Here is a 22,111-nt window from a genome sequence, read left to right on the forward strand (position 1 = left end):
GATCGGCCGCCTGGTATGACTGGATCATGACGTTGCGGGAGTACTATCCGCCGATCGAGCCGTACGACTCCGGTCTGCTCGACGTCGGCGACGGCCAGCGCGTTCACTGGGAGGTCTGCGGGAACCCGGGCGGCAGGCCCGCGGTGTTCCTGCACGGCGGCCCCGGCGGCGGGCTCCTGCCCGACAACCGGCGGTTCTTCGACCCGTCCAGGTACCGGATCGTGCTGTTCGACCAGCGGGGCTGCGGGCAGAGCCTCCCGCACGCCGGAGACCCGTCGGTGTCACTGGAGCACAACGTCACCCCGCGCCTGGTGGACGACATCGAGCGGCTGCGCGAGCACCTCGGCGTCGACCGGTGGCTGGTGTTCGGCGGCAGCTGGGGCAGCACGCTCGCGCTCGCCTACGCGCAGGCGCACCCGGACCGCGTCACCGGGATCGTGCTCCGCGGCGTGTACCTCGTCCGCCCGTCCGACGAGGCGTGGGCGTTCGCGCCGGGCGGCGCCTCGCACCTGTTCCCGGCCGAGTGGGCGGCGTTCCGGGACGCGGTCCCGCCCGCCGAGCAGGACGACCTGATGACCGCCTACGGGCGCCGCATCGAGGATCCGGACCCGGCCGTCCACGGGCCGGCCGCCCGCGCCTGGATGGCCTGGGAGCTGTCCGCCAACACGCTCCTGCCGGTCCCGCCGCCGGACCTGGTCGACGCGACCGTCCTGGCGTTCGCCCGCATCACGCACCACTACATCTCCAACGGCGGCTTCCTGCCCGCGGAGGGGCTCCTCGCGGGGGTCGACCGGGTCCGCCGGATCCCGGCCGTGATCGTCAACGGCCGCTACGACATGAAGACGCCGCCGGACCAGGCGTGGGATCTGCACCGGGCGTGGCCCGAGGCGGAGTTCCACATCGTCGAGGACGCCGGGCACGGCGGCTCCGAGCCCGGCGTCCGGGACCGGCTCATCGAGGCCACCGACCGCTTCGCCGCTCACTGAACGACGAAGTGGGCACCCCCACATCCGCCTCGCAAGTCACTGCGGCAACTCCCATCAGTGCGTATGGTTCATTCCATGCCTAACAGCGAAGAGCGCGACATTCGCGGCCCCGAGGGGACGGCCGCGGCTCCCCAGGGCGGCGCGGTCTCCGGAGGCTCGGGGGAGTCCACCGAGACGGCGGTCGCCCGCATGGGAGACCCCGTCACGGTCTGGCCGTGCGCGAACTGCGGACGCCCCGTCCCCCAGCCCGTGGGGGCGGTCCGCGCCGTCCGCTACTGCCAGGACAACGACGGCGCCTGCGCCCGCGAGGCCCGCGACCGCCGCGACCGCGGCCGGGACGCGCCCGGCCTCACCGGCCAGGTCGCCTCCGCCTGGGAGATGGTGGAGCGGCTGGAGAAGGCCGCCGACCTGCTCGCCGATTCGCTGACCTCCGAGCTGAGCGTCGCCGGCGTCGAGCGCCGCGTCGCCGAGGTGCGCGCCGAGGCCGCCCGCGAGCTCGCCATCGCGCAGACCGAGCGGGACGCCTCGCAGCGCCGGGCGCAGGAGGCATGGCACGAGGCCGCCACCTCCCGCAAGCGCGCGGAGGACGCCGAGGGCACCGCCGGCCAGGCCCGTGAGGAGGCCAGGCTCGCCACCGCCAAGCGCGACGCCGCGCAGCAGGCGTGGGAGGAGGCCCACCAGATCGCGCAGCAGTCGATGACGGCCAAGCTCGCCGCCGAGAGCGAGCGCGACCGCGTCGCCGCCCGCGAGACCGAGCTGCTCGCCGCGCTGGAGGCGGCGCGGGCCGAGCTCGTCGGCCTGCACGCCAAGCTCGCCGAGGCCGAGGGGGCCGCCGAGGCGCAGCGCGTGGAGGCCGCCGTCGCCAAGCAGGGCGCCGAGGACCTGCGCAACGCCATGCGCGACACCGAGGCGCAGCGGCAGCGCGCCATGCAGGCCGCCAGCAAGGCCGAGGCCGAGCGCACCGCCGCGCTGCGCGCCCAGTCCGAGGCCGAGGCGGAGGTCGTCCGCGCCGGCGCGCGCGCCGACGAGGCCGCCAAGGAGCGCGACGCCGCCCGGACGCAGGCCGAGGCCGCGACCCGGGAGCGCGACGAGCTGGCCGGCAAGGTCGGCGACCAGGCCGTGCAGCTGCGGCAGCTGTCCCAGTCGGTCGCCGAGCAGCAGGCCGCGCTGACCGCCCTCGCCGAGGAGCGCGACGCCGCCCGCGCCGAGGCCGACCGGGCCCGCCGCCAGGTCGACCAGTTCACCCACAGCACGCTGTCGTCGAACATCCCGCCCGGCGGCCGGATGCCGGGCGGCGGCACCCCGGTGCCCCCGGCGGGCCTCCCGAACGGCCCCGGTACGCAGCCCGCGGGCCCGCCGCCGGGCCTGCCCCCCATCGGCGGCCCCGCCCCGTACGCCGCCATGCCGCACACCGCACCCTCGAACAGCGCCTCCCCGAACAGCGCCTCCCCCAACAGCGCCGCGCCGAACGGTGTCCCGATGCCGCTCGGGGCGCCGCCGCCGAACGTCGCGCCCGCCCCGAACGGGACACCGGGCTCGAACACCGGCGGCCACCAGATGCCGGGCGGCGAGGCGCGCGACCGCCACCGCCCCCTGAACGGCGTGGACCGCGAAGACCCCCTGTTCGCTGGCCCCTGACCGTGCTCGCCGGTCCCTGAGCCATGTTCGCCGGCGACCGTGCCGCGCCCGCCCGGGCGGACCCCGCCCGGGCTCAGCCGTACCGGACCGCCAGGAAGAACGCCAGCGCCGCCACCGCGGTGATCGCCACGACGTGGCCGCGCTCGCGCGCCGCGGCCTGCCGCAGGTTGCTGACGCGGCGGCGGCTCAGCCGCAGGTCCGTCACCGAGCGGCGCGCCCGCTCCCAGTGCACGCCCGTGTAGATCGCCAGGGCCGCCAGGCCGAGGATGAGTAAGCCGTCTCCGCTCATGGGCTGCGCCTCCGTTTCCGCGGCAGCTCAGATTGAACAGCGGATCCGGCGCCGGCGACAGTGCCCGGCGACACATTTCCGCGATTCATGCGGAACCGGCAGGGGCCGGTCGGCTGCGGATCACCGGCCGGCGGCCGGGCTCAGCGCCCGAACACCTCCGGATCGATCTCGATCCAGATCTGCTCCGCGCGGCCCAGCAGCCTGCCGTCCGCGCCGTACAGCGCCGTCGCCGCGTGCATCTTGCGCCCCTCGCGGCTGCGCGCGAGCCCCATCACGACGCACCGCTCGCCGGCCTCGGGGACGTCCATCACCTGCGCGGTCATGGTGCCGAGCACCGCCGGGCGGCCCGCCACGTCGAACGACCAGCCGCCGGGGCAGTCGAGCGCCGCCCACACCAGCTCCCGCTCGGGGACCCGCTCCGGCACCCACGGCGCCGCGACGGTGTCGTCGCCGACCGGCCCCGGCTCCAGCCGCAGCCCGTCGCCGGGCTCGCGGTCCGGCCCGCAGACGAAGCAGCCCGGGAACGGGTGGTTCTCCTGCGCCCGGTACTTCTCCGCCGCCTCCTGCGCCCGCTCGAACGGGACGGGCGCGATCGGCGGCACGACGATCGCGCCCGCCAGCGCCTCCGCGATCAGCCGCTCACCGTCCCACAGCCGGCAGCTGTGCCCCCGCTCGTCCTCCACCGTGACCGTCAGCTCGGTGTCCAGCGGCGGCGGCTGCCGCAGCGTCACCGTCACCGTGTCGATCGGCACCCGGCCCGCCAGGCGGCCGGCCACGTATCCACCGTTCCCGGACCCCGCCGGCCCGTGGAACCGCCCCTCAATGAACATCTGCGCCCCCGTACCCACACGCGCCTCACCAAAACGGCATAGATCCTAATGAACCCCGATGACACCCCGTCCCCTGGGGTGGGAAGACGCTACACCGCGCGCGACGGCTGCGGGCGGCCGGGGCGGGTGGTGAAGAAGACCGACAGGGACCCCTGGAGGCGTGCGCGGACGGTGTCCTCGTCGACCGGGCCGTCCTCCGGGACGGGGGTGCGGTCGAGGGCGCGGCCGATGAGGAGGTCGATGTTGCGGTCGGCGACGAGGACGGAGCAGGTGTCGCACGCGTACCACGGATACAGCATGTTGAGCACGGCGACGGCGGTGTCGTCGTCCGACAGGTCCGTGGTGTCGAGCTCGACCTCGAACATGTCGGTGTCGTCGGGATCGAGCGTCGGGTAGTAGAGCCAGCTCGGCCCGGACGCGCCGCAGAAGTCGCAGCCCGGCTCCTGCGGGAGGGGCTCGCCGACCGCCAGCTCCAGCTCGTGGTCCCACGGCTCGACCCGCCGGTTGTGGCGGTAGCCGACCCCGTCGAGCGAGCCCTCGCGGTTGTGCGTCACGTCGTGCACCTCGCCGCCGCAGCGGGCGCACATGAGGCCGATGTCCTCCATGTCCCCCTCCTGGTCGCTGAGGCACCGGCTTCACAGTATCCGTCCGGACGCCTCCGTCGTACCCGGCGGCGCCTCTCGGGTACGTTGAAGATCGCCGATTTCGCGCCGGCCGGCGATCCCGGCCCGCCGCGCCCCGCACGCCGCGCACTCCCCGGCGTGCCCCCATGCCGGGTTCTTGAACGGGAGGTTCCGTGTCCGAGGTCGTGCTGAACGCCGACAAGATCGATCTGGTCCGCGAGCGGCGGCTGCTCCTGGACCGCGTCACGCTGACCGTGCTGCGCGGCGAGCACTGGGCGCTGATCGGCCCGAACGGCGCGGGCAAGAGCACCCTGCTCGGCATCCTCGGCGCCTACACGCACCCGACGCGCGGGACCGCGGAGATCCTCGGGCGCCGGCTCGGCCGGGTCGACGTCCAGGCGCTGCGGCCGCTGATCGGGCAGGTCAACCCGCGGCATCCGCTGGAGTCGGCGCGGACCGTCCGGGAGGTCGTCCTGACCGGCGCGACCGGCACCATCGAGCTCGTCCCGCGCTGGACGCCGTCCGCGGAGGAGCTGCGCCGCGCCGGCGAGCTGATCGGGCTGCTGGGGCTGACGGCGCGGGCCGGCGCACGGTGGCCGACGCTGTCGCAGGGGGAGCGGGGCCGGACGCTGATCGCGCGGGCGCTGATGCCCGACCCGGCGCTGCTGCTGCTCGACGAGCCCGCCACCGGCCTGGACGTCGCCGCGCGGGAGCGGCTGCTGGCCGCCATCGACCAGCTGCGCGCCGAGCGTCCCGACCTGACCACCGTCCTGGTCACGCACCATCTGGAGGAGCTGCCCACCAGCACCACCCACGCGCTGCTGCTGCGCGAGGGGCGGGTGCTCGCCTCCGGCCCGGCCGGAGAGGTGCTCACGACCGAGCTGGTCAGCGCGTGCTTCGACCACCCGATCACGATCACCCGGCACGGCGGCCGGTGGGCGGCGACCGCCGGGTCCGCCTAGCCGCCGGTCAGGCGCCCGCGACGCGGTGCCGGGCCAGGTGGGCGAGGACCGACTGGTTCGCCTCCCAGCCGTCCGGGAACTTCACCGGGACGCCGAGGTGCACCGGCTCGGCGGACGGGTGCGCGTCCAGCAGCTCGGGGATGCCCGCCCGGGCCACCACCACGCACGCGTGCCGGTGCCGTGACGCCAGGACGCACAGCCGCCCCGACTCCAGGTGGAACGCGGTGGCGTCGCGGCGGCCCGACAGCGGGTGCAGGACGACCGTCACGTCGTACTCGCGGCCCTGCAGCCGGTTCGCGGTGTCGACGGTGATGCCGTCGCCGTGCGGGCCGAGCGCGGCGCGGATCGCGGTGACCTGGTCGCGGTGCGCGGCGCCGATCGCGACGCGCGCCGCGTCCACCGGGCCCGACCCCCGCTCGGAGTGCGCGACGGGGCCGCGCTGCAGCAGCCGCACGGCGAGCGCCGCCGTCGCGCGGACCGCCTCGCCGTCGGTGCGCAGCGTGTGCCGCGCCGGCAGCTCGTACAGGGCCCAGCCCGTCGCCGCGGCCTCTTCGAGCGCGTGGTCGTAGGTGGTGCCCATGCCGCGCGCCCCGAACTCCAGCCGGCGGTCGCCCGGCTCCGTCCCGGCGCGGAACCCGGTGAACGGGTAGAACGCGCGCGACACGACGGGCGCCGCCGACGCGGGCAGCCGCCACGACACCGGCAGCCGGTGGACGGGCAGGTCCGGGTTGTGGGCGAGCAGGACGGACACGGCGCTGCGCATCGGGTCCCAGGTCAGGCCCGCCCAGCGTTCGACCTCGACGGTGGAGAACGGGTCGAGCTGCCCGGGGTCGCCGACGAACAGCGCCCGCTCGAACCGGCTCGCGATGCGCAGCAGCATGTCCGAGCGCATCTGGTACGCCTCGTCGACGATCGCCCACGGCCACGAGCCGTCCGACAGGGTCGCCCACTTCGCGGCGGTCGCGATCACCACGGTGCGCTCGGCGAGGTCGCCGGCCTTCTGCGCCACCCTCACCTGCGGATGCGCCAGGACGCGCTCGGACGGCACGTACTGCGACGCCGACAGCCGGCCCATGGTGATGTCGGGGTGCCCGCCGGCGATGCGCTCGATGAGGTCGTCGACCTGCTCGTTCGTCTGCGCCACGATCATCAGCCGCTCGCCGGCCCCGGCCAGGTGCGCGGCGGCGCGGACGACCAGCGTCGACTTGCCCGCCCCGGGCGGCGAGTCGACCACGACGCCGCGGTGCCCGCCCGCGAGGTCGGCGAGGACGGCGTCCACGACCCGCGCCGCCGCCTCGGACGGGACGAGGTCGTCCGCCGCCACCGGTACCAGGCGGGGGCCCGCGTGCCCGGTCACGACCATTCCTCTTCGGCGTCCTCGTCGGTCGGCACGTACTCGCCGGGGGGCCCGCCGTGCGTCCACGGCGTGTCCTCGCGGTCGGGGAACTTCGCCGCGCCGAACGAGCCCTCCGTCAGCGAGGTGAAGCAGACCCGGTCGCCGACCTGGGGGACGGCGCCCGGCTCGGGGGTGAGCTTGCGGCCCATCCCGCCGGTCAGCTCCAGCAGCACGGATCCGTCACCGGTCTCCACGATCCTCCCCTTGAGCGCGGGACGCGCCGCGTTGCACACGGTCGTCCCGACGTCGAGCCGCACCGGGTCCTGCGTGCCGACCCGCAGCAGCGGCCGCAGCTTCGGCCGCTTGCCGGTCTCGTCCAGCCGGGCGGGGTCGCACTCGGTGACCGTTCCGCCGAACGCCTGGCCGCCCAGCCGGTGCTCGGCCATGACCAGCGGGTCGTCGAACGCGCGCTGCGCGTCGTAGGCGTCCTGCGCCCGCTCGAGGTCGTGCAGCCGCCGCGCCGCCCGGACGGGCGGGTCGCGGCGCGCCTGAGGATACGCCTCGCCGAACGTCTGGTGGTAATAGGTGAAGGCGTCCCGGTCGCGCTCCCAGCGGCGCGGCACGCTCGCCCCCTCGGGGAGCGCGCGGAGCAGCTCCACGGCCCGCCACATCAGGTCCCAGGTGGGGGTGAGCTGGCCCGCGATGACGCTCCGCAGCCGCTCCTCGGCGCGCGAGCCGCGGCCCGCCCGGTCGTAGCCGGCGATCGCCGGGGCGAGGACCTCGTTGTCGAACACCGGGTCGGTGGTGGGCCCGGCGGGCGGGCACAGCACCGGGTCCTCGGCGCGGGCGGCCGCGGCGGGGCCGTCCAGGCCGTCCGGCGGGTCGAGCCAGCCCATCAGCGCCGCGAGGTTGCCGTCCTCCAGCGAGCTCTGGCCGGTCGCCCAGTGCAGCCGCAGCGCCTCCGTCACCGCCAGCAGCAGCGACGAGCCGGGATGGTCGTACCGGTCGGCGAACCACGTCAGCCACCGGCCGAGCACCGGCACCGCCGGATCGACCGCGTACGGGCCCTCGGTGCTGCGGAACCGCGTCGACCGGCCCATCAGCCGCAGGAACGCGACGCCGCCGCGGTTCGGGACGAGCAGCTGCGGCGCGTCCCCGTACCGGATCCGCTCGTCGCCCTCCTTGCCGGGCGGCAGCTCCTCCACCGCGCCCCGGCTCGTCTCGATGTGGTTCAGGACGAGCTTGGCGAGGTCGGCGGCGAACGCGAACCGCAGGTCGCGGTTGCGCGGCTGCGGCACGACCAGCAGCGTCGGATCGCCGGGCGCGCTGCCGACGAGCACGGCCAGCGGCGCCGCCGCCTCCCCGGCGAGCTTCAGCGGGACGAGCACCAGCGGCGCGTCCGGGATATGGCAGTGCCGCACGGTCGCGAGCGGCTGCGCGACCCCGGCGGCCACCGCCTGCAACTGCGCGAGCGAGGACAGGGCGCTCATGCAGCGATCACGCCGCCCCGTGCAGCGCGGCGCCGGGCAGCGCGGCCCCCGGCAGCGCGGCGCCGTGCTGTGCCGCGCCCTGCAGGGCCTCGGCGCGCAGCCGGGCGGCGGCGCGCAGCTGCTCGGCGGTCTCGGCCAGGTCGTCGGACGGGTCCAGGGAGCCGTCCGCCAGCGCCAGCGCGGTGCCGATCGTGTCGACGCCGCCGAGGTCGTCGCGGACGGACCGGCCGAGCGCCCCCGTCGCGCCGCACGCGCGCGCCTCGTCCCGGCAGAACAGCGCCATCTCGCAGCCGGACATGCACTCGGGCGCGTACCGGGCGTCCACCGCCCGGACCGACGCGGGGAGCGCCTCGCCGATCTCGAAGCTCAGGTCGGCGGGCAGCTCCGCGAGCAGCTCGTCCACCCGGGTGAGGCGCGCGAGCTGCCGTTCGAGGACGGCGAGCTGCGGCCGCACGTCCAGCGGCGTGGCCGTCGGCCGGTTGGAGAAGTTCTCCGGGCAGACCAGGAACACCTCGTGCGACACGCGCGCCGGATCGTGCCCCAGCTCGGCCACCAGCCGGCGCAGCGCCAGCACGTACACCGCCGACTGGCGGGCCGCCGCCGCGACCTGCTCCGGCTCGGCCTGCCCGTCCACGACCGCGAACGACTTGATCTCGATGACGTGCAGCCGGCCCGCGAGCTGGAACGCGATGACGTCCGGCTCCAGGTAGGCCGGGGACCCGGCGATCTCCAGCCGCAGCAGCGGATGGTCGAACAGCGTCCCCTCGCCCGACTCCAGTGCGCGGGCGAGCAGCCGCCGGGTCCGCGAGTGCCGCAGCTCCCGGCCCTCGTTGCCCGCGACCACCTCCAGGTCGTCGTAGGCGACCTCCGGCACGTCGAGGCCGAGCCGGTCGCGCAGCAGCGTCAGCAGCTCCGCGCACCCGTCCGCCTTGACCTGCGCCTCGAACACGTTCCCGCGCGTGATCGCGAACTGCGACTGCCCGAACGGCGCGGGGAACCCCAGGGCGCGCGCCACCGCGTCCTTGTCGACGCCCGCCGCGTCCATCACCCCGCGGCGGGCGCAGCCCGGATTGGACGTCAGCGCGGCGATCGTGCGGGCGTCGTGGTTGCGCGGGGGAGTGGCGCCGCGCAGCCGGTCCAGATCCGGTGCGGTGTCGGTCATGGGTCCGTTTCTCCGTTGCTGGCAGGGCGGCGCCCGGACGCGCGCACGGCGCGCAGCCGGCTGCCGAACAGCCGTTCCGCGTCGTCGAGCCGCTCCCGGGCGCGGACCGCGGCGGCCTCGCGGCGCCGCCGGTCGGGTTCGCGGTGGACGTCCAGCTCGGCCCGGGCGGCCGCTTCGAGCCCGGCCGGATCGGCCGTACCGACCGTACCGGTGACGGCACCGGGAATGTTGGACGCGAAACGCCACAGCAGCCGCTGGACGTCAGGGGACGGCGTCCCGCGCCCCGCGTGCTCGGCGAGCCGCACCGCGGCGGTGAGGAAGTCGGTGCGGGGGCTCAGCGGACCGACGATCCGCTGCTCCAGCGGCCAGGTGCTCACGGTGAGCAGCCCGCGCGCGGGGGCGAGCAGGTCGGCGGTCAGCGCGGCGCACAGGTAGTACGGCCGCGCGTACGGGGCCGTGCGGAACGAGCGCTCCTCGTCGCGGCGCAGGCTCGTCAGCCGGGTGCCCGGGATCTCGCCGGGGAAGAACGCCGCGTACACCGAGCCGATCAGCTTGGGCGCGGCCGGCGCGCCGAGGAGCGTGAGCGCCTGGTGGACCTGGTCGCGGACGGGCAGCAGCCCGCGCTCGCTCTCCGCCGGGGCGGCGGGCCTGGGGTCGCCGAGGACGGCGTCGTCCCATGCCTGCTCCGTCCCGCGCAGCTCGGCGCGCAGGCCGCGGGCCGCCCGCCGGTCCCCGGCCGCCATCGCCCGCCGGACGGCGGCGCGCAGCTCGGTGATGCGCGCCTCCAGTTCGTCGGGGGTCGGGGCGCCGGGGGGCCGGGACATGCGGCAGACAGTACAGGTACTTCCGGACACTTCCAGTGTTTTCCAGTTTTGCGGTGGCGAGACGGTCAGCGCGGTTTCCGCCAGCAGACCGAGTACCGCCACAGCAGATGCCGCCGGAACACGGCACCGGTCAGCACCCGCAGCGCCTCGTCCCGTACCTCGCCCCAGGTCATCGCCGGATCGGCGAGCGGGGCGCCGGGTTCGCCCGCGCGCCGCCGGTTCCGGAGCCGGTGGACGTGGTGCGCCGGGACGCCGAGCGCCGAGAACGTCCAGTCGCGCGGGCCCCGGTTGTTCGCCAGGCCGATGACGACCAGGCTCCCGCCGGGACGGACGGCGTCGCGCATCGCCGCCAGGCCCTTGGTGAAGTCCATGTGGTGGATCGCGGCGACCGTGCACACGAAGTCGTAGTGGTCTGCGGGCAGGTCGTGTTCGAGAAGCCCGGCCGCGACGAAGTCGACGTTACTGATCCCGCCGCCGAGCCTCCTCGCCTTGGCGATCATCTCCGCCGACCGGTCGAGCCCGGTGACGTGCGCGGCACGGGATGCGAGGCGCCGGACGAGCAGGCCGTCGCCGCAGCCCACGTCCAGCGCCTCGCCGCATCCGCGCGGCACGTTCCGCAGGACGACGCCGTGGTAGTGGGTGTTGTGGTTCCAGTAGCCGTCGGTCTGCGTCACCATCGTCACCGCCGGGGTCAGGAGCGCGGGTCGCGGCGCAGGGGGTGGGCGTCCGGGACCTCCACGATAACGATCTTGACGCCGTCCGGGTCCTCGATCCACATCTCGACCAGGCCCCACGGCTCCTCGCGGGGCTCCCGGGTGACGCGCGCCCCGGCCGCCGCGAGCCGGTCGTGCTCCGCCCGCACGTCCCGCACCTGGAGCCAGATCATCGGGGACGCCCCCGTCCCGCCCGCGCCGTGGCCCGACACCTCCAGGAACCCCGGGCCGAGGAAGAACACCACGCCGGGGGAGTCGGCGGGGCCGAACTCCCGGTAGACGGCGAGGCCCAGCACGTCGCGGTAGAAGCGCTGGGTCCGGGCGGGGTCGGCCGGGCGTAGCAGGATGCGGCTGCTCAGAACGTCCATGCCCCCATCCTCGCCCGCGGCCGGCCGGTGCCGGGCACCGCCACGCCCGCGCGCCGCCCGGTGCGGGGTCAGGTGGGGAAGCTCGCGCGGTAGGTCGCGGCCATGTCCTCGTCGCCGTGGCCCTGCTCGATGGCGCGGCGGAACCGCTCGCCGGCGGCGTCGTTGACGTCCACGCGGATCTTGGCGGACTCCGCCGCCTCGTGGATGAGCCGGGTGTTCGTCTCGGCGTTGCGGACGGCGAAGCTCGCCTCGAAGTCGCCCGCGATCATGGCCTTCATCTTGGTCTGCAGGTAGACGCTGTCGAGCGGGCCGCCGGTGAGGACCTCGCCGAGCAGCGCCGGGTCGAGCCCGAGGCCCTTGGCCAGCGCGACCGACTCGGCGACGACCGAGGTCAGCGAGATCGCGTAGCTGACCGCGGCGAGCTTCAGCCGGGTGCCCGCGCCGCCCGCGCCGCTCTCGTCGAGCCAGAGCGTCCTGGCGCCGACCGCGTCGAACACCGGGGCGAGGACGGTCCGCGCGTCCTGCGGGCCCGCGGCGAGCACCAGCAGGTTCCCCTGCTCGGCGGGCTGCTTCGTGCCCTGCACGGGCGCGTCGACGAACGTGAGGCCCCGTTCGGCGGCGAAGGCGGCGAGCCGCCCGAGGGACCCGAGACCGACCGTGCCCATCTGCGCCCACACCTGCCCCGAGCGCAGCGATGGCGCCGCGTCGGCCATGACGGCGAGGGCCGTCTCGCCGTCCTTCAGCATGGTGATGACCACCTCGGCGCCGTCCACGGCCTCGGCGGGAGAGCCCGCCACCGCGGCGCCGTCGGCGGCGAGGGGCCACGCGCGGGCGGCCGTGCGGTTCCATACGGCGACCCGGTGGCCGTCCCGGAGCAGGTTCCGGGCCATCGCGGCCCCCATGATGCCGGTGCCGAGCATCGCGACCTGTGTCATCTCGCGCTCCTTTTGGACTACCTAGTTCAGAACCGTGCGCGCCAAGCCTCGCACACGGCTGCGCGTCGCGCACCCTGCATGCCCTACCCATCGCCGGGCGGGATTCCGCCGCGATCCGCCAGTCCGGCCAGCCGTGGCGTTCGCCTGAGCCGGTTAGCCGGGCGGTCGCTCGGGCCGGTTACCCGGAGCGGTCAGGGGGCGGTCGGGCATGGCTGGTCGGCTGGGCTGGTTGGTCGGGGCGGTCAGCCGAAGGCGTGGCCGTCGTCCGCGGCGTCGGCGTAGGTGCCGGTGCGCGCGTCGGTGTAGGGGGCGGCGAACGCGTCGAGGGTGCGGTCGAGCTGGGCCGACCACCATGCCACGAGCGACGCCGGGGCGCGCCCGCCCGTGCCGTCCTCGCCCAGGTAGCGGTGCCGCAGCGGTGCGACGTCGCAGAGCCGCTCCCACCACTCGCGGTGCACGGCCGCCTGGATCTGCCCGGCGTCCAGCGGGTACGCCGAGCGGTGCCCCCGCACGAACGCCTGCACGCGGTCGAGGTCGAGGCCGCGCTCGTCGTCGCACGCGAACAGGCGCGCCGCCGAGCGGACCACCTCGCCGGCGACCGGCCCCAGCGTGAGCCCGTCCCAGCCGAGGACGGCGCTGACGTTGCCGGACCCGCCGTAGCGCAGGTGCCCGGCGTGGAAGGAGCCGTGCAGGTGCCCGACCGTGCTGGCCTCGATGTCGGGCGGCTGGTGCCCGGCGAACTCGGTGAGCAGGTCGCGGCGCTCGCGCAGCCGCCGCGCGGTCAACGCGTCGAAGTCGGTGCCGTCGCCGTCGCCGGGGACGTCCCGCAGCATCGCCTCGACGGCGGCGGCCGCGGCGGCGGCGCGCGGCGTCGGCACCAGCATGCTCTGCTGGACGGGCGCCGTCAGGTCGTCCAGCGCCGCGTGCAGCCGCCCGAGCAGCTCACCGACGGCCTCGCACCCGCCGAACGTCAGCTCGAGCCCGCCGCGCCCGCGGCCGCCGACCCACGGATACAGGACGTAGCCGCGGCCGGCGGCGGTGACCAGCGTCCGGCCGGTGCGCGCCGGGAGCGGCGCGAGGACCGGCAGCCCGGCCGCGTCCAGCGCGGCGGTCACCGTGTGCTGGAACAGCACGCGGCGCCGGTCGGGCTCGGCGTACTCGCGGAGGAAGAACGTCCCCGCCGCCGCGTCGACGCGCCAGCACCGCCGGCCGGGCCCGGCCGGCAGCGGGGCCACCGCGGCCGGGGCGCCCGCGTCCCAGCGGCGCAGCAGCCGCGCCGGCGGGTCGGTGTCGGCACCCTGGCGGGTCTCCGTGCTGTGCGACGTGGGCACCTCGGCACCTCGGCTGCGTCGGGCGGACGGCGGTCGAATGGATGTTCTACGACGACGCTACACGCCCGGCCCGCACGGCGAAAGGGAACCGCGCGGACGCCGGCTCAGACGCGTTCCAGCACCACCACGGGGATGTCGCGGTTCGTCTTCGTCTGATACTCGTCGTAGGCAGGCCAGGTGGCCGCCATCTTCCGCCAGAGCGCGGGCTTCTCCTCGGGCGTCGCGGTGCGCGCCCGTGCGGTGAACCTGTCGCCCTTGACCTGCACCTTCACCTCGGGGTCGGCCTGCAGGTTCAGGTACCAGAGCGGCGGCTCGTCCGCGCCGCCCTTGGACGCCACGACGAGGTAGGCGTCGCCCTCGGGCTGGTAGATGAGCGGCGTCGTGCGCTCCTCGCCGCTCTTGCGCCCGGTGGTGGTGAGCAGCAGTGTGATCGTTCCCTGCCAGTCGTGCCCCTCCGCCCCGTCGGTCTCCTGGTAGCGCTGGACATGTTCCCTGCCGTATAGCATCGGTCCTCCTCGTCCGGGTCCGGCCGCGGCGCGGCCACCGGTGACAACCCGCGAACCCTCGGTGACCTTCCCAGGGCGCGGCTCTCAATGCCGTGCCGGCGCGGCGGGTCACTACCCTGGGCCGGTGGACGACACGGCGGACGGCACAGTGGACGGCACGGCGGAGGACGCGGCGGACGTGGCGCGGCGGTGCGCCGAGACGATGTACGCGCGGGACAAGGTGGCGCAGGACCTCGCCATGGAGATCGCCGAGGTCGCGCCGGGCCAGGCGCGCCTGCGCATGACGGTCGCCGGCGCGATGGTGAACGGCTTCGGGATCGCGCACGGCGGCTACCTGTTCCTGCTCGCCGACTCGGCGTTCGCCTACGCGTGCAACACCCATGACGCCGTGACGGTCGCCGCGTCCGCCGACGTGGTGTTCGTCGCGAGCGCGCGGGGCGGGGACGTCCTGGAGGCGACCGCGGTCGAGCGCGTCCGCTACGGCCGGAGCGGGATCTACGACGTGACGGTCCGCCGCGTCCCGGACGGAGAGGTCATCGCGGAGTTCCGGGGCGGAAGCCGCAGCCGTGACCAGAGGGTCATCGGCGGCGACGCCCCCTGACCGCCCCGGGGGGACCCCTCGGGAGGGGTCAGAGCTCCTCCAGGATGCGGGTCAGGTAGCGGGCGGTGTCGTCGGGACGGGCCGCCGTGATGCACAGGTTGTTCATCGCCCGCATGTAGGTGTCGACGTCCGTCGGCTTGTCGAGGTAGAGCGCGCTGGTGAGCTGCTCCAGGTAGACCACGTCGGACAGGCCCGGCTCGGCGAACCGCAGGATCGTGAAGGGGCCGCCCGCCGCCGCGTGCCCGCCCGCCCCGAACGGCACGATCTGCAGCGTCACGTGGGCGAGTTCCGAGACCTCGATCAGATGCTCGATCTGGGCCCGCATCACCTCGCGTCCGCCGAGCGGGCGGCGCACGACCGCCTCGTCCAGCACCGCCCACAGCGTCGGCGCCTCGGGGGAGGTGAACCGCTCCTGCCGGGTCGTGCGGATCTGGACGCGCCGCTCGACCTCCTCGTCCGTGGCGTCGGAGTAGCCGAGCCGGACGACGGCGCGCGCGTAGTCCTCGGTCTGGAGCAGCCCCGGGACGAACTGGAGTTCGTAGGCGCGCAGCATCGAGGCGGCCTCCTCCAGGCCGAGGTACACCTCGAACCAGCTCGGCAGGATGTCGCCGTACCGGTGCCACCAGCCGGGGTTGTTGGCCTCCTTGGCGAGCCGCAGCAGGGGCTCGCGCTCGCCGGCGGCCGAGACACCGTAGAGGGTGAGCAGGTCGGCGACGTCGCGCTCCTTGAAGCCGACCCGGCCCAGCTCCATCCGGCTGATCTTGGAGTGCGAGCCGCGGATCTCATACCCCGCCTGCTCGGTGGAGATCCCGCGGGCCTCCCGCAGCCGGCGCAACTGCGCGCCGAGCAGAATGCGCAGCACGGTGGGGCCGCCGCGCCGGGGATAATCGATCAGCCGCCCGGCCGGATCGCCTCCGGCCGGAGGTGTCGGGGCAGCAGAATCCTCGGACAAGGGGTCACCAGCCAGTCGATGGGTCTGCGCGGAGGCTGAACGGCACCGCACTATGTTAGAGGATCCGGACGCGTTTTTGGGAGGTATGAAAAACGCGTCCGAGACGCGTAAGGGAGTGGGGCCGCGCGGCGGCCCGCGTGCGCCGGGCGGGCGGGGACGTCCGGTGACCAGTGCTGTCGGTGGCGGGACGGCTGCGGAACGTGGTTCCGCCGCTGCGGCGGACTCGGCCCGGACGGCATTTCGCCAGGTGCCCGCGCCGCGGTTGGAGCACCAATTGACCGCCGTTCTCCGGCATTGCCCGCGGCCAATCCTGACAGGCCATTCCGTGATCGGTCGTACGACGCGTGAATGTCGCAGGTCGTGCATTTTGGTGAGTCTTCGCGGGACGGTCCGCGCCGATGCGGGCCGCGGCGAGGGCCCGAGTGACGAAGCTCTCGTCCCGGGCGGGCAAGATCCTCGGCGGCCGGGACGTTCACCTGTCAGAGGGCGATCACAGCCGCCGCTCTGCCGAGAGGCGACCACCACCGCGCATCCTGGGGGAATCCATGAACGCTACCCGTGAGCGACCGGAGATCCGGTTCCTGACCTCGGGGGACGTGTCGGCGCACGAGCGGGCCGCGGCCGAGCGGGCCGTCCGCGAGGCGCTGTCCGGCGCCCGCGGCGTCACGTCCGTCCGGGTCACGCTGAGCGTCGTCAACGACCCGTCGCTGCCGCGCCCCGCGCTGGCCCAGTCCGTCGTCGAGATGGACGGCCGGCAGGTCCGCGCGCAGGCCGCCGCGCCCCGCATCGACGAGGCCATCGACATGCTGCGCGAGCGCCTGGCGCTCCGCGCGACCTCGCTCCAGGCCGGCCTCACCTGACAGGCCGGACGCTTCTTCCCGCCGGGCGCGCCCATGCCGGAGCGCCGAGCCCGGCGAGTACGTGGGAACGGCGGAGCCCCGTGGCGGGGCACCGCCGTTCGTGTGTCGGGGGCGCGCCGCCGTCAGGCATCCCGGCGAGTCAGGACGAATGCGGCGAATCCGAGCGGAATAAGAGCGTAGGCCGCGAGCACGGCCGCCGCCGCGCCGGGTGACAGCAGATCGCCGTACACGGAGTTCTCCGCGCTGAGCCCCGCCATCTGAGTCGGCAGGCCCCCGGGCAGCACCGATCCCGCCCGCTCGCTCCACGGCTCCGGCAGGTGGTGGACGAGGAGCGGCAGCACATGCCACACGAACACCACCGACACGATCGCGCCCGCCGCGGAACGCAGCAGCACGCCGAGCGACAGGCCGAGCAGCGCGAACACCGGCACGACCGTCCCCGCGAGGACGAAGCCGGGAAGATCGTGCGCGATCGGCGCCTGCTGATCGGGGAACGGCCGGCCGCCGACGACGAGCCGCGTCCCGAGGAACGATCCGACCGTCACCGCCTCACCGGCGGCCAGCGCGACCGCCCCGACCACCGCGGCCTTCGCCAGGAGCAGCCTCCGGCGCCCCGGCACCGCGACGAGGCTCGTGCGGATCATGCCCGTCCGGTACTCGGACGTCACGGACACGACCCCGAGGACCGCCAGGCACAGCGACGCAGCCCAGCCGCCCAGCTCCTGCAGCGGCCGCAGGAGGAGGTCGTCCCTGCGCTCCGCCGCCAGCCCGTCCCAGACATGCGCCATCTGGAATGCCAGCAGCACCACGAACCCGGTGAACGCGGCCGTCACCGCCAGCACCGCGTAGGTCGAGCGGACCGAACGCAGCTTCCACCACTCCGCCGCGAGCGCGCCGCCCATCACGCGTCCCTGCGCGCGAACGCGTACGCGCCGGCTCCCAGCGCGACGGCGGTGCAGGCCACCAGGAGCGTCACCGCCACCGGCGGCGACAGCGCGCCGTGGTCGCCGGACGAACCGGGCGGCCCCGCGATCTGGTTCGCCAGGCTGCCGGGCAGCGCCGACCAGATCCGCTCGTCCCACGGGGACGGCAGCAGCCGCGCGAGAGCGGGCAGCACGAACAGCACCGCCATGCCGGACGTGATCGTCGCCGCCGTGGAGCGCAGCACCGCGCCCAGCCCGAACGCGATGAGGGTGATCGCCGCCGTCGTCAGTCCGAGCCACAGCAGATGGACGGCGACATCGGCCGCGGCCCCGTGGAACGTGGGCACGGGCCGGTCACCGATGATGGCCGCGCCCGCGAGGGACCCGGCGGCCGTCGCCACGAGCGCCACCGCGCCCATGAGGGCCGCCGCGACGCCCCCCTTGGCCATGAACAGCACCCCCCGGCGCGGCATCGCCGCCAGACTCGCCCGGATCATCCCGGACGAGTACTCCGACGTCAGCGTCAACGCCCCGAGCACGACGGCGCACACCGGCAGCGAGACCGCGAGCGGCTGCTCCGCGGGCGCCGCCTGGGCCGTCCCCCTCCGCGCCGCCGGCAGCCCGTCCCAGTAGCGGGCCACGTACCAGGACCAGAGCACGCACAGCAGAAGGAACGCGCCGACCGTGCCGAGGACGGCCGCCGTCGACCGCACACTCCGCACCTTCCACCACTCCGCCGCGACGGCATCCCCCACCCCGCCCGCCCCACGCCCCACTAGCCCACCCGCCGCACCGTCCCATGGCACGCCGTCCCGCGGCACGTCGTCGGCGGCGCCGATCCCGCCGGCCCCGACTGTGCCGCTTGCTCGGTTGGGGTTGTCGGTCATCTGGTCACCGCCCCGAACTCGGCGCTGCCCGCGGTCAGTTCCATGTACGCCTCCTCCAGGGAGGCGCTGTGCGGAGTCACCTCGTGCAGTGGGATGCCGTGGGCGGCTGCCGCGTCGCCGATGGCGGCGACGTCCAGCCCGGTCACCGTGAGGGCGCCGCCCGGCATGGTGTCCACGCCGGCGCCGGCGGCGGCGAGCACCGCGGTCAGGTCGGCCGCCCGCGGCGAGCGGACGAGGACGCCGCGCCGGAACCGGTCCGCCAGCTCGCGCACCGACGTGTCCGCGATCAGCCGTCCGCGCCCGATGACGACCAGCCGGTCGGCCGTCAGCTCCATCTCGCTCATCAGATGGCTGGAGATCAGCACCGTCCGCCCTTCGGCGGCCAGCGACCGCATCAGCTCGCGGATCCAGCGGACGCCGTCCGGGTCCAGGCCGTTCACCGGCTCGTCGAACATGAGCACCCCCGGGTCGCCGAGCAGCGCCGCCGCGATCCCGAGCCGCTGCCGCATGCCGAGCGAGAAGCCGCCGACCCGCCGGCGCGCCGCGCCGGCGAGGCCCACGCGCTCCAGGACCTCCGCGACCCGCCGCGTCCCGATGCCGTTGCTGCGCGCCAGCCATCCGAGATGGTCGAACGCCCGGCGTCCGCCGTGCACGGCGCCGGCGTCCAGCAGCGCTCCGACCTCCCGCATGGGGCGGCGCAGCGATCCGTACCGGGTGCCGTTGACCAGCGCCTCGCCCGATGTCGCGTGGTCGAGGCCCAGCAGGACGCGCATCGTGGTCGTCTTCCCCGCGCCGTTCGGACCCAGGAACCCGGTCACCGTCCCCGGCCGCACCGCGAAGGACAGGCGGTCGACGGCCGTCGTCCCGCCGTAGCGCTTGGTCAGCTCACGCACTTCGATCATGCGGTCAACGCTCGTACCCGACGTGCTCCACGCGCATCGGAACGTGGGCGGGACCTGGACCTCCACCCCTGCTCGGAGACGCCGGGCCCCACTCCGACCCCGGTATGACGGCCGCCGGGAGGAGGCGCCGCCGCGCACCCGCCCGGTACCTTCGTGACGTGGACGAATCCGAGCTGCGCTCCCCGTTCTTCAGGCGGCTCGGCCGGCGCGCGCTCATCGGACTGGACACCGGGATCGCGGTCCTCTACACGCTCCTGCTGCTGGTGCTCCCCGCCGATCCCGAGGTCTCGGCGCTCGCCGCGGTCCCGCTCGCCGCCGCGGCCGGCCTGCCGCTCGCGGTGCGGCGGTCGTGGCCGGTCCCCGTCTTCGCCGCCGTCCTGTCCGCCTCGACCGCCTCGCTCGTGCTCGGCCTGCCCTTCGACTCCTACGCCGCCGCCGCGTTCGCCCTCTACCCGGTCGCGCTCGCCCGGCGCCGCCGCCGCTGGATCCCCACCCCGCTGATCGGCGCCGTCAGCGCCGCCGTCATCCTCGGCGGCGCCATCGCCGGACCCGGCGGCCGGCACGCGGAGGCCGCCGGGGAACTGCTGCTCGGCCTCGCCGTCCTCGGCGCGTCCTGGACGCTCGGCCGCGTCGTCCGCGAACGCCGCGCGCAGGCCGCCCGCTCCGCCCGGCGGCTCGCCGACCAGGCCGTCTCGGACGAGCGGCTGCGCATCGCCCGCGAACTCCACGACGTCGTCGCGCACAGCATGAGCCTGATCGCCGTCAAGGCCGGCGTCGCCGTCCACGTCGCCTCCGCCCGCCCGGACGAGGCCCTCGACGCGCTCCGCGTGATCGAGACGACGAGCCGCGGTTCCCTCGCCGAGATGCGGCACCTCCTCGGCGTCCTGCGCACCGACACCGACCTCGGCCCGGCTCCCGGCCTCGCCGACCTCACCGCCCTCGCGGAACGCGCCGCCATGGCCGGCGTCCACGTCGACCTGGACGTGGACGCCCCGGACCTCCCCGAAGGAGTCGCGCTCTCCGCCTACCGCATCGTGCAGGAGGCGGTCACCAACGTCGTCAAGCACGCCGCACCGGCCCGCTGCCGCGTCCGCGTCGGGGCCGACGGGGAGCGCATGCGCATCGAGGTCACCGACGACGGTCCCGGCGTCCGCCTCCTGCCGGGCGGCGACGGGCACGGGATCGTCGGCATGCGCGAACGCGTCATGATGTACGGCGGCGACTTCACCGCCGGCCCGCGCACGTCCGGCGGCTTCGCCGTATCGGCCGACTTCCCGTACGAAACCTAGGAAACCCGTTGGAACTGCGCGTCCTCGTCGCCGACGACCAGGCCCTGCTGCGCGGCAGCTTCCGCGTGCTCATCGACACCGCGCCCGGCCTCCGCACCGTCGGCGAGGCCGGCACCGGCGCCGAGGCCGTCGAACTCGCCGCGAGCGAACGCCCCGACGTCGTCCTCATGGACGTCCGGATGCCCGAGATGGACGGTATCGAGGCGACCCGGCGGATCTGCTCGGACCTCCCGGACATCCGCGTCCTCATCCTCACCACGTTCGACCTGGACTCCTACGTGTACTCGGCGCTCAAGGCCGGGGCGAGCGGCTTCCTGCTGAAGGACACCCCGCCCGCCGACCTGCTGTCCGCCATCCGGGCCGTCGCCGACGGCGAGTCGCTCCTCGCCCCGACGGTGACCCGCCGCCTGATCGCCGAGTTCGTCCGCCGCCCGGCGCCCGTCCAGCCGCCGCCCGCCGCCCTGGACGCCCTCACCGACCGGGAGCGCGAGGTCCTCACCCTCATCGCCCGGGGCCTGTCCAACACCGAACTGGCCGAGCACCTGCACCTCAGCCCGGCCACGGTGAAGACGCACATCGGCCACCTGCTCGCCAAACTCCAGGCCCGCGACAGGGCACAACTGGTCATAGCCGCCTACGAAACCCGCCTGGTCCACCCCGCCTGACTCCACCCGACCTCCTCGCGCCAGCACCGCAGCGGCCCGAACCGCCGTCCACGAAGTCGGTATGGCGATCGGTGCCCAGAGGCGTCACGCGGGTTGCGGGCAGTACGAGCGTGTAGGGCGCGGGCGGGTCAGAGGACGGCGGGGGCGAGTCGTTCGAAAAGGTCGGCGGAGCCCGCCAGGTCCGGGGCGAACACCGTGACGGCCACATGGTCGGCGCCTGCGTCCAGATGGTCCTGGATCCTCTTGCCGATCGCGGCCTCGTCGCCCCAGCCGAAGCACGCGTCCACGACCTCGTCGGAGCCGCCGGCGGCCAGTGCCCCGTCGCTGTACCCGAGTTCCTTCAGCGGGCGAAGGTAGGGCGAGCCGGGAAGGCTGAGCAGCTGAGTCTGCCTTGCGGCGGTGCGTGCGTCCTCCGGGTCGGTCGTGAGGATCGCGATCTGCATGACGATCAGGAGCTTGTCCCGGCCGAGGCGCTCCCGGGCCGTCCTGGTGTGCTCGACGGGCATCGCGGCGGGCAGTGCGCCGTCCGCGCGGTCGCGCGCCAGGCCCTGCATCTTCGGGCCGAGCGCTGCCAGCAGGCGGGGGAACGGAACCTCCGGCACGGGCGCGGCGTCGACGGCCGCGTCCATCCCGTCGAGGTACTCGCGCATCCGGTTCAGCGGACTCGTCCACTTCATCCCGCTCTGCTCGACCCTCTCCGGTGCGCTGACACCCACGCCGACGGCCAGCCGGCCGGGATGGGCGTCCGCGAGGACGGACGCCGCACCCTGCATGGTGGCGGGATGCCGCGCCCACAGGTTCGCGACCCCGGACCCGAGGACGATGCGCTCGGTCGCCGCGAGCATCACGCCCAACTGCGTGAAGACCTCGCGGCCGCCGATGGCCTCGTTCGTCCAGATCGATCCGTAGCCGACCTCCTCCACCCGCCGGGCGGCGCGCCGCCATTCGCGGGCGGGCGCGATCGGCGTCATGAGCACCGCACCGACCCTACCCAGCCGTCCCCGCATGTCCTCCACCGCTGCGACCGTCATCGGTCCTC

24 protein-coding genes are annotated in these 22,111 nt (G+C 75.0%); 7 read left to right on the forward strand and 17 right to left on the reverse strand.

The features are described from left to right. Nucleotides 1-32 precede the first annotated feature (32 nt). Nucleotides 33-986 (forward strand): prolyl aminopeptidase, encoded by a 954-nt coding sequence (gene pip, locus ABZ806_RS19925; protein WP_500218831.1) that lies wholly within the window; start codon nt 33-35, stop codon nt 984-986. 75 nt (nt 987-1,061) lie between these two features. Continuing rightward, the gene (locus ABZ806_RS19930; RefSeq protein ID WP_500218800.1) at nt 1,062-2,624 is read left to right on the forward strand and encodes a chromosome segregation ATPase; all 1,563 of its coding nucleotides are present in this window, start codon (nt 1,062-1,064) and stop codon (nt 2,622-2,624) included. A gap of 73 nt (nt 2,625-2,697) precedes the next feature. Here the strand turns inward: ABZ806_RS19930 and ABZ806_RS19935 are convergent, their stop codons facing one another. The 3 genes from ABZ806_RS19935 to ABZ806_RS19945 all read right to left on the reverse strand — a co-directional run bounded on the left by ABZ806_RS19935 (nt 2,698) and on the right by ABZ806_RS19945 (nt 4,348). Continuing rightward, nucleotides 2,698-2,913: a hypothetical protein gene (locus tag ABZ806_RS19935; protein WP_500218801.1), complete on the reverse strand. Its 216-nt coding sequence runs from the start codon at nt 2,911-2,913 to the stop codon at nt 2,698-2,700. Between the two features lie 140 nt (nt 2,914-3,053). After that, nucleotides 3,054-3,689, reverse strand: coding sequence for a hypothetical protein (locus tag ABZ806_RS19940; RefSeq protein WP_500218802.1), 636 nt, complete (start codon nt 3,687-3,689; stop codon nt 3,054-3,056). Nucleotides 3,690-3,832: 143 nt separating this feature from the next. After that, complete coding sequence (locus ABZ806_RS19945; protein WP_163060805.1) at nt 3,833-4,348, reverse strand: hypothetical protein; 516 nt, start codon at nt 4,346-4,348, stop codon at nt 3,833-3,835. A 191-nt stretch (nt 4,349-4,539) separates the two neighbouring features. Here ABZ806_RS19945 and ABZ806_RS19950 point away from each other — a divergent pair, with 191 nt between their 5' ends. Next, nucleotides 4,540-5,328: an ABC transporter ATP-binding protein gene (locus ABZ806_RS19950; RefSeq protein WP_500218803.1), complete on the forward strand. Its 789-nt coding sequence runs from the start codon at nt 4,540-4,542 to the stop codon at nt 5,326-5,328. A 7-nt stretch (nt 5,329-5,335) separates the two neighbouring features. Here the strand turns inward: ABZ806_RS19950 and ABZ806_RS19955 are convergent, their stop codons facing one another. The 9 genes from ABZ806_RS19955 to ABZ806_RS19995 all read right to left on the reverse strand — a co-directional run bounded on the left by ABZ806_RS19955 (nt 5,336) and on the right by ABZ806_RS19995 (nt 13,993). After that, on the reverse strand, nt 5,336-6,685 hold the full coding sequence (locus tag ABZ806_RS19955; RefSeq protein WP_500218804.1) for an AAA family ATPase: 1,350 nt from the start codon (nt 6,683-6,685) through the stop codon (nt 5,336-5,338). Further along, complete coding sequence (locus ABZ806_RS19960; protein WP_500218805.1) at nt 6,682-8,154, reverse strand: hypothetical protein; 1,473 nt, start codon at nt 8,152-8,154, stop codon at nt 6,682-6,684. The genes ABZ806_RS19955 and ABZ806_RS19960 overlap by 4 nt, the downstream gene beginning before the upstream one ends. Nucleotides 8,155-8,161: 7 nt before the next feature. Next, the gene (locus ABZ806_RS19965) at nt 8,162-9,316 is read right to left on the reverse strand and encodes a hypothetical protein (RefSeq protein WP_500218806.1); all 1,155 of its coding nucleotides are present in this window, start codon (nt 9,314-9,316) and stop codon (nt 8,162-8,164) included. After that, the gene (locus ABZ806_RS19970) at nt 9,313-10,140 is read right to left on the reverse strand and encodes a hypothetical protein (RefSeq protein ID WP_500218807.1); all 828 of its coding nucleotides are present in this window, start codon (nt 10,138-10,140) and stop codon (nt 9,313-9,315) included. Before ABZ806_RS19970 ends, ABZ806_RS19965 begins: the two co-directional genes overlap by 4 nt. A gap of 65 nt (nt 10,141-10,205) precedes the next feature. Then, nucleotides 10,206-10,817 carry a class I SAM-dependent methyltransferase gene (locus ABZ806_RS19975; RefSeq protein ID WP_500218808.1) on the reverse strand — a complete coding sequence of 204 codons (612 nt, stop codon included), beginning with the start codon at nt 10,815-10,817 and terminating at the stop codon, nt 10,206-10,208. Nucleotides 10,818-10,831: 14 nt separating this feature from the next. Beyond that, the gene (locus ABZ806_RS19980) at nt 10,832-11,221 is read right to left on the reverse strand and encodes a VOC family protein (protein ID WP_500218809.1); all 390 of its coding nucleotides are present in this window, start codon (nt 11,219-11,221) and stop codon (nt 10,832-10,834) included. A 68-nt stretch (nt 11,222-11,289) separates the two neighbouring features. Further along, entirely contained in the window at nt 11,290-12,156 is an 867-nt protein-coding gene (locus ABZ806_RS19985) for an NAD(P)-dependent oxidoreductase (protein ID WP_500218810.1), read from the reverse strand. A 242-nt stretch (nt 12,157-12,398) separates the two neighbouring features. Next, entirely contained in the window at nt 12,399-13,487 is a 1,089-nt protein-coding gene (locus tag ABZ806_RS19990) for a phosphotransferase enzyme family protein (protein WP_500218811.1), read from the reverse strand. 104 nt (nt 13,488-13,591) lie between these two features. Further along, nucleotides 13,592-13,993: a nitroreductase family deazaflavin-dependent oxidoreductase gene (locus ABZ806_RS19995; protein ID WP_500218812.1), complete on the reverse strand. Its 402-nt coding sequence runs from the start codon at nt 13,991-13,993 to the stop codon at nt 13,592-13,594. Between the two features lie 124 nt (nt 13,994-14,117). Between ABZ806_RS19995 and paaI the strand changes: the two genes are divergently transcribed. Then, nucleotides 14,118-14,594, forward strand: a complete 477-nt coding sequence (paaI, locus tag ABZ806_RS20000; RefSeq protein ID WP_500218813.1) for a hydroxyphenylacetyl-CoA thioesterase PaaI — start codon at nt 14,118-14,120, stop codon at nt 14,592-14,594. Nucleotides 14,595-14,622: 28 nt separating this feature from the next. Here the strand turns inward: paaI and ABZ806_RS20005 are convergent, their stop codons facing one another. Further along, nucleotides 14,623-15,489 carry a Sco1979 family transcriptional regulator gene (locus ABZ806_RS20005; RefSeq protein ID WP_500218832.1) on the reverse strand — a complete coding sequence of 289 codons (867 nt, stop codon included), beginning with the start codon at nt 15,487-15,489 and terminating at the stop codon, nt 14,623-14,625. Nucleotides 15,490-16,091: 602 nt separating this feature from the next. Here ABZ806_RS20005 and ABZ806_RS20010 point away from each other — a divergent pair. Beyond that, the gene (locus tag ABZ806_RS20010) at nt 16,092-16,406 is read left to right on the forward strand and encodes a hypothetical protein (protein ID WP_500218814.1); all 315 of its coding nucleotides are present in this window, start codon (nt 16,092-16,094) and stop codon (nt 16,404-16,406) included. A 122-nt stretch (nt 16,407-16,528) separates the two neighbouring features. Here the strand turns inward: ABZ806_RS20010 and ABZ806_RS20015 are convergent, their stop codons facing one another. From ABZ806_RS20015 to ABZ806_RS20025, 3 genes are all read right to left on the reverse strand, one after another. After that, entirely contained in the window at nt 16,529-17,308 is a 780-nt protein-coding gene (locus ABZ806_RS20015; protein ID WP_500218815.1) for an ABC transporter permease, read from the reverse strand. After that, entirely contained in the window at nt 17,308-18,042 is a 735-nt protein-coding gene (locus ABZ806_RS20020) for an ABC transporter permease subunit (RefSeq protein ID WP_500218816.1), read from the reverse strand. Before ABZ806_RS20020 ends, ABZ806_RS20015 begins: the two co-directional genes overlap by 1 nt. 170 nt (nt 18,043-18,212) lie before the next feature. After that, nucleotides 18,213-19,118 (reverse strand): ATP-binding cassette domain-containing protein, encoded by a 906-nt coding sequence (locus tag ABZ806_RS20025; protein WP_500218817.1) that lies wholly within the window; start codon nt 19,116-19,118, stop codon nt 18,213-18,215. A gap of 158 nt (nt 19,119-19,276) precedes the next feature. On the opposite strand from ABZ806_RS20025, the gene ABZ806_RS20030 reads away from it, so the two are divergent. Both ABZ806_RS20030 and ABZ806_RS20035 read left to right on the forward strand, forming a co-directional pair. Next, nucleotides 19,277-20,407 (forward strand): sensor histidine kinase, encoded by a 1,131-nt coding sequence (locus ABZ806_RS20030; protein WP_500218818.1) that lies wholly within the window; start codon nt 19,277-19,279, stop codon nt 20,405-20,407. Nucleotides 20,408-20,415: 8 nt separating this feature from the next. After that, nucleotides 20,416-21,072, forward strand: coding sequence for a response regulator transcription factor (locus ABZ806_RS20035; RefSeq protein WP_500218819.1), 657 nt, complete (start codon nt 20,416-20,418; stop codon nt 21,070-21,072). 128 nt (nt 21,073-21,200) lie between these two features. On the opposite strand, the gene ABZ806_RS20040 is transcribed toward ABZ806_RS20035, so the two are convergent. Beyond that, nucleotides 21,201-22,103 carry a TIGR03620 family F420-dependent LLM class oxidoreductase gene (locus ABZ806_RS20040; RefSeq protein ID WP_500218820.1) on the reverse strand — a complete coding sequence of 301 codons (903 nt, stop codon included), beginning with the start codon at nt 22,101-22,103 and terminating at the stop codon, nt 21,201-21,203. Between the last annotated feature and the right edge of the window lie 8 nt (nt 22,104-22,111).

It is taken from the genome of Spirillospora sp. NPDC047418 (genome assembly GCF_040643275.1).
GTDB lineage: Bacteria > Actinomycetota > Actinomycetes > Streptosporangiales > Streptosporangiaceae > Spirillospora.

What these genes read in the sequence shown, in the direction of transcription:
- ABZ806_RS19970 (WP_500218807.1), bottom strand. Translation starts at nt 10,140, where the DNA reads ATGTCCCGGCCCCCCGGCGCCCCGACCCCCGACGAACTGGAGGCGCGC.
- ABZ806_RS19930 (WP_500218800.1), top strand. Translation starts at nt 1,062, where the DNA reads ATGCCTAACAGCGAAGAGCGCGACATTCGCGGCCCCGAGGGGACGGCC.
- ABZ806_RS20015 (WP_500218815.1), bottom strand. Translation starts at nt 17,308, where the DNA reads ATGGGCGGCGCGCTCGCGGCGGAGTGGTGGAAGCTGCGTTCGGTCCGC.
- ABZ806_RS19995 (WP_500218812.1), bottom strand. Translation starts at nt 13,993, where the DNA reads ATGCTATACGGCAGGGAACATGTCCAGCGCTACCAGGAGACCGACGGG.
- ABZ806_RS19975 (WP_500218808.1), bottom strand. Translation starts at nt 10,817, where the DNA reads ATGGTGACGCAGACCGACGGCTACTGGAACCACAACACCCACTACCAC.
- ABZ806_RS19980 (WP_500218809.1), bottom strand. Translation starts at nt 11,221, where the DNA reads ATGGACGTTCTGAGCAGCCGCATCCTGCTACGCCCGGCCGACCCCGCC.
- ABZ806_RS20040 (WP_500218820.1), bottom strand. Translation starts at nt 22,103, where the DNA reads ATGACGGTCGCAGCGGTGGAGGACATGCGGGGACGGCTGGGTAGGGTC.
- ABZ806_RS20010 (WP_500218814.1), top strand. Translation starts at nt 16,092, where the DNA reads ATGAACGCTACCCGTGAGCGACCGGAGATCCGGTTCCTGACCTCGGGG.
- ABZ806_RS19935 (WP_500218801.1), bottom strand. Translation starts at nt 2,913, where the DNA reads ATGAGCGGAGACGGCTTACTCATCCTCGGCCTGGCGGCCCTGGCGATC.
- ABZ806_RS19965 (WP_500218806.1), bottom strand. Translation starts at nt 9,316, where the DNA reads ATGACCGACACCGCACCGGATCTGGACCGGCTGCGCGGCGCCACTCCC.
- ABZ806_RS20025 (WP_500218817.1), bottom strand. Translation starts at nt 19,118, where the DNA reads ATGATCGAAGTGCGTGAGCTGACCAAGCGCTACGGCGGGACGACGGCC.
- ABZ806_RS19985 (WP_500218810.1), bottom strand. Translation starts at nt 12,156, where the DNA reads ATGACACAGGTCGCGATGCTCGGCACCGGCATCATGGGGGCCGCGATG.
- ABZ806_RS19945 (WP_163060805.1), bottom strand. Translation starts at nt 4,348, where the DNA reads ATGGAGGACATCGGCCTCATGTGCGCCCGCTGCGGCGGCGAGGTGCAC.
- ABZ806_RS19960 (WP_500218805.1), bottom strand. Translation starts at nt 8,154, where the DNA reads ATGAGCGCCCTGTCCTCGCTCGCGCAGTTGCAGGCGGTGGCCGCCGGG.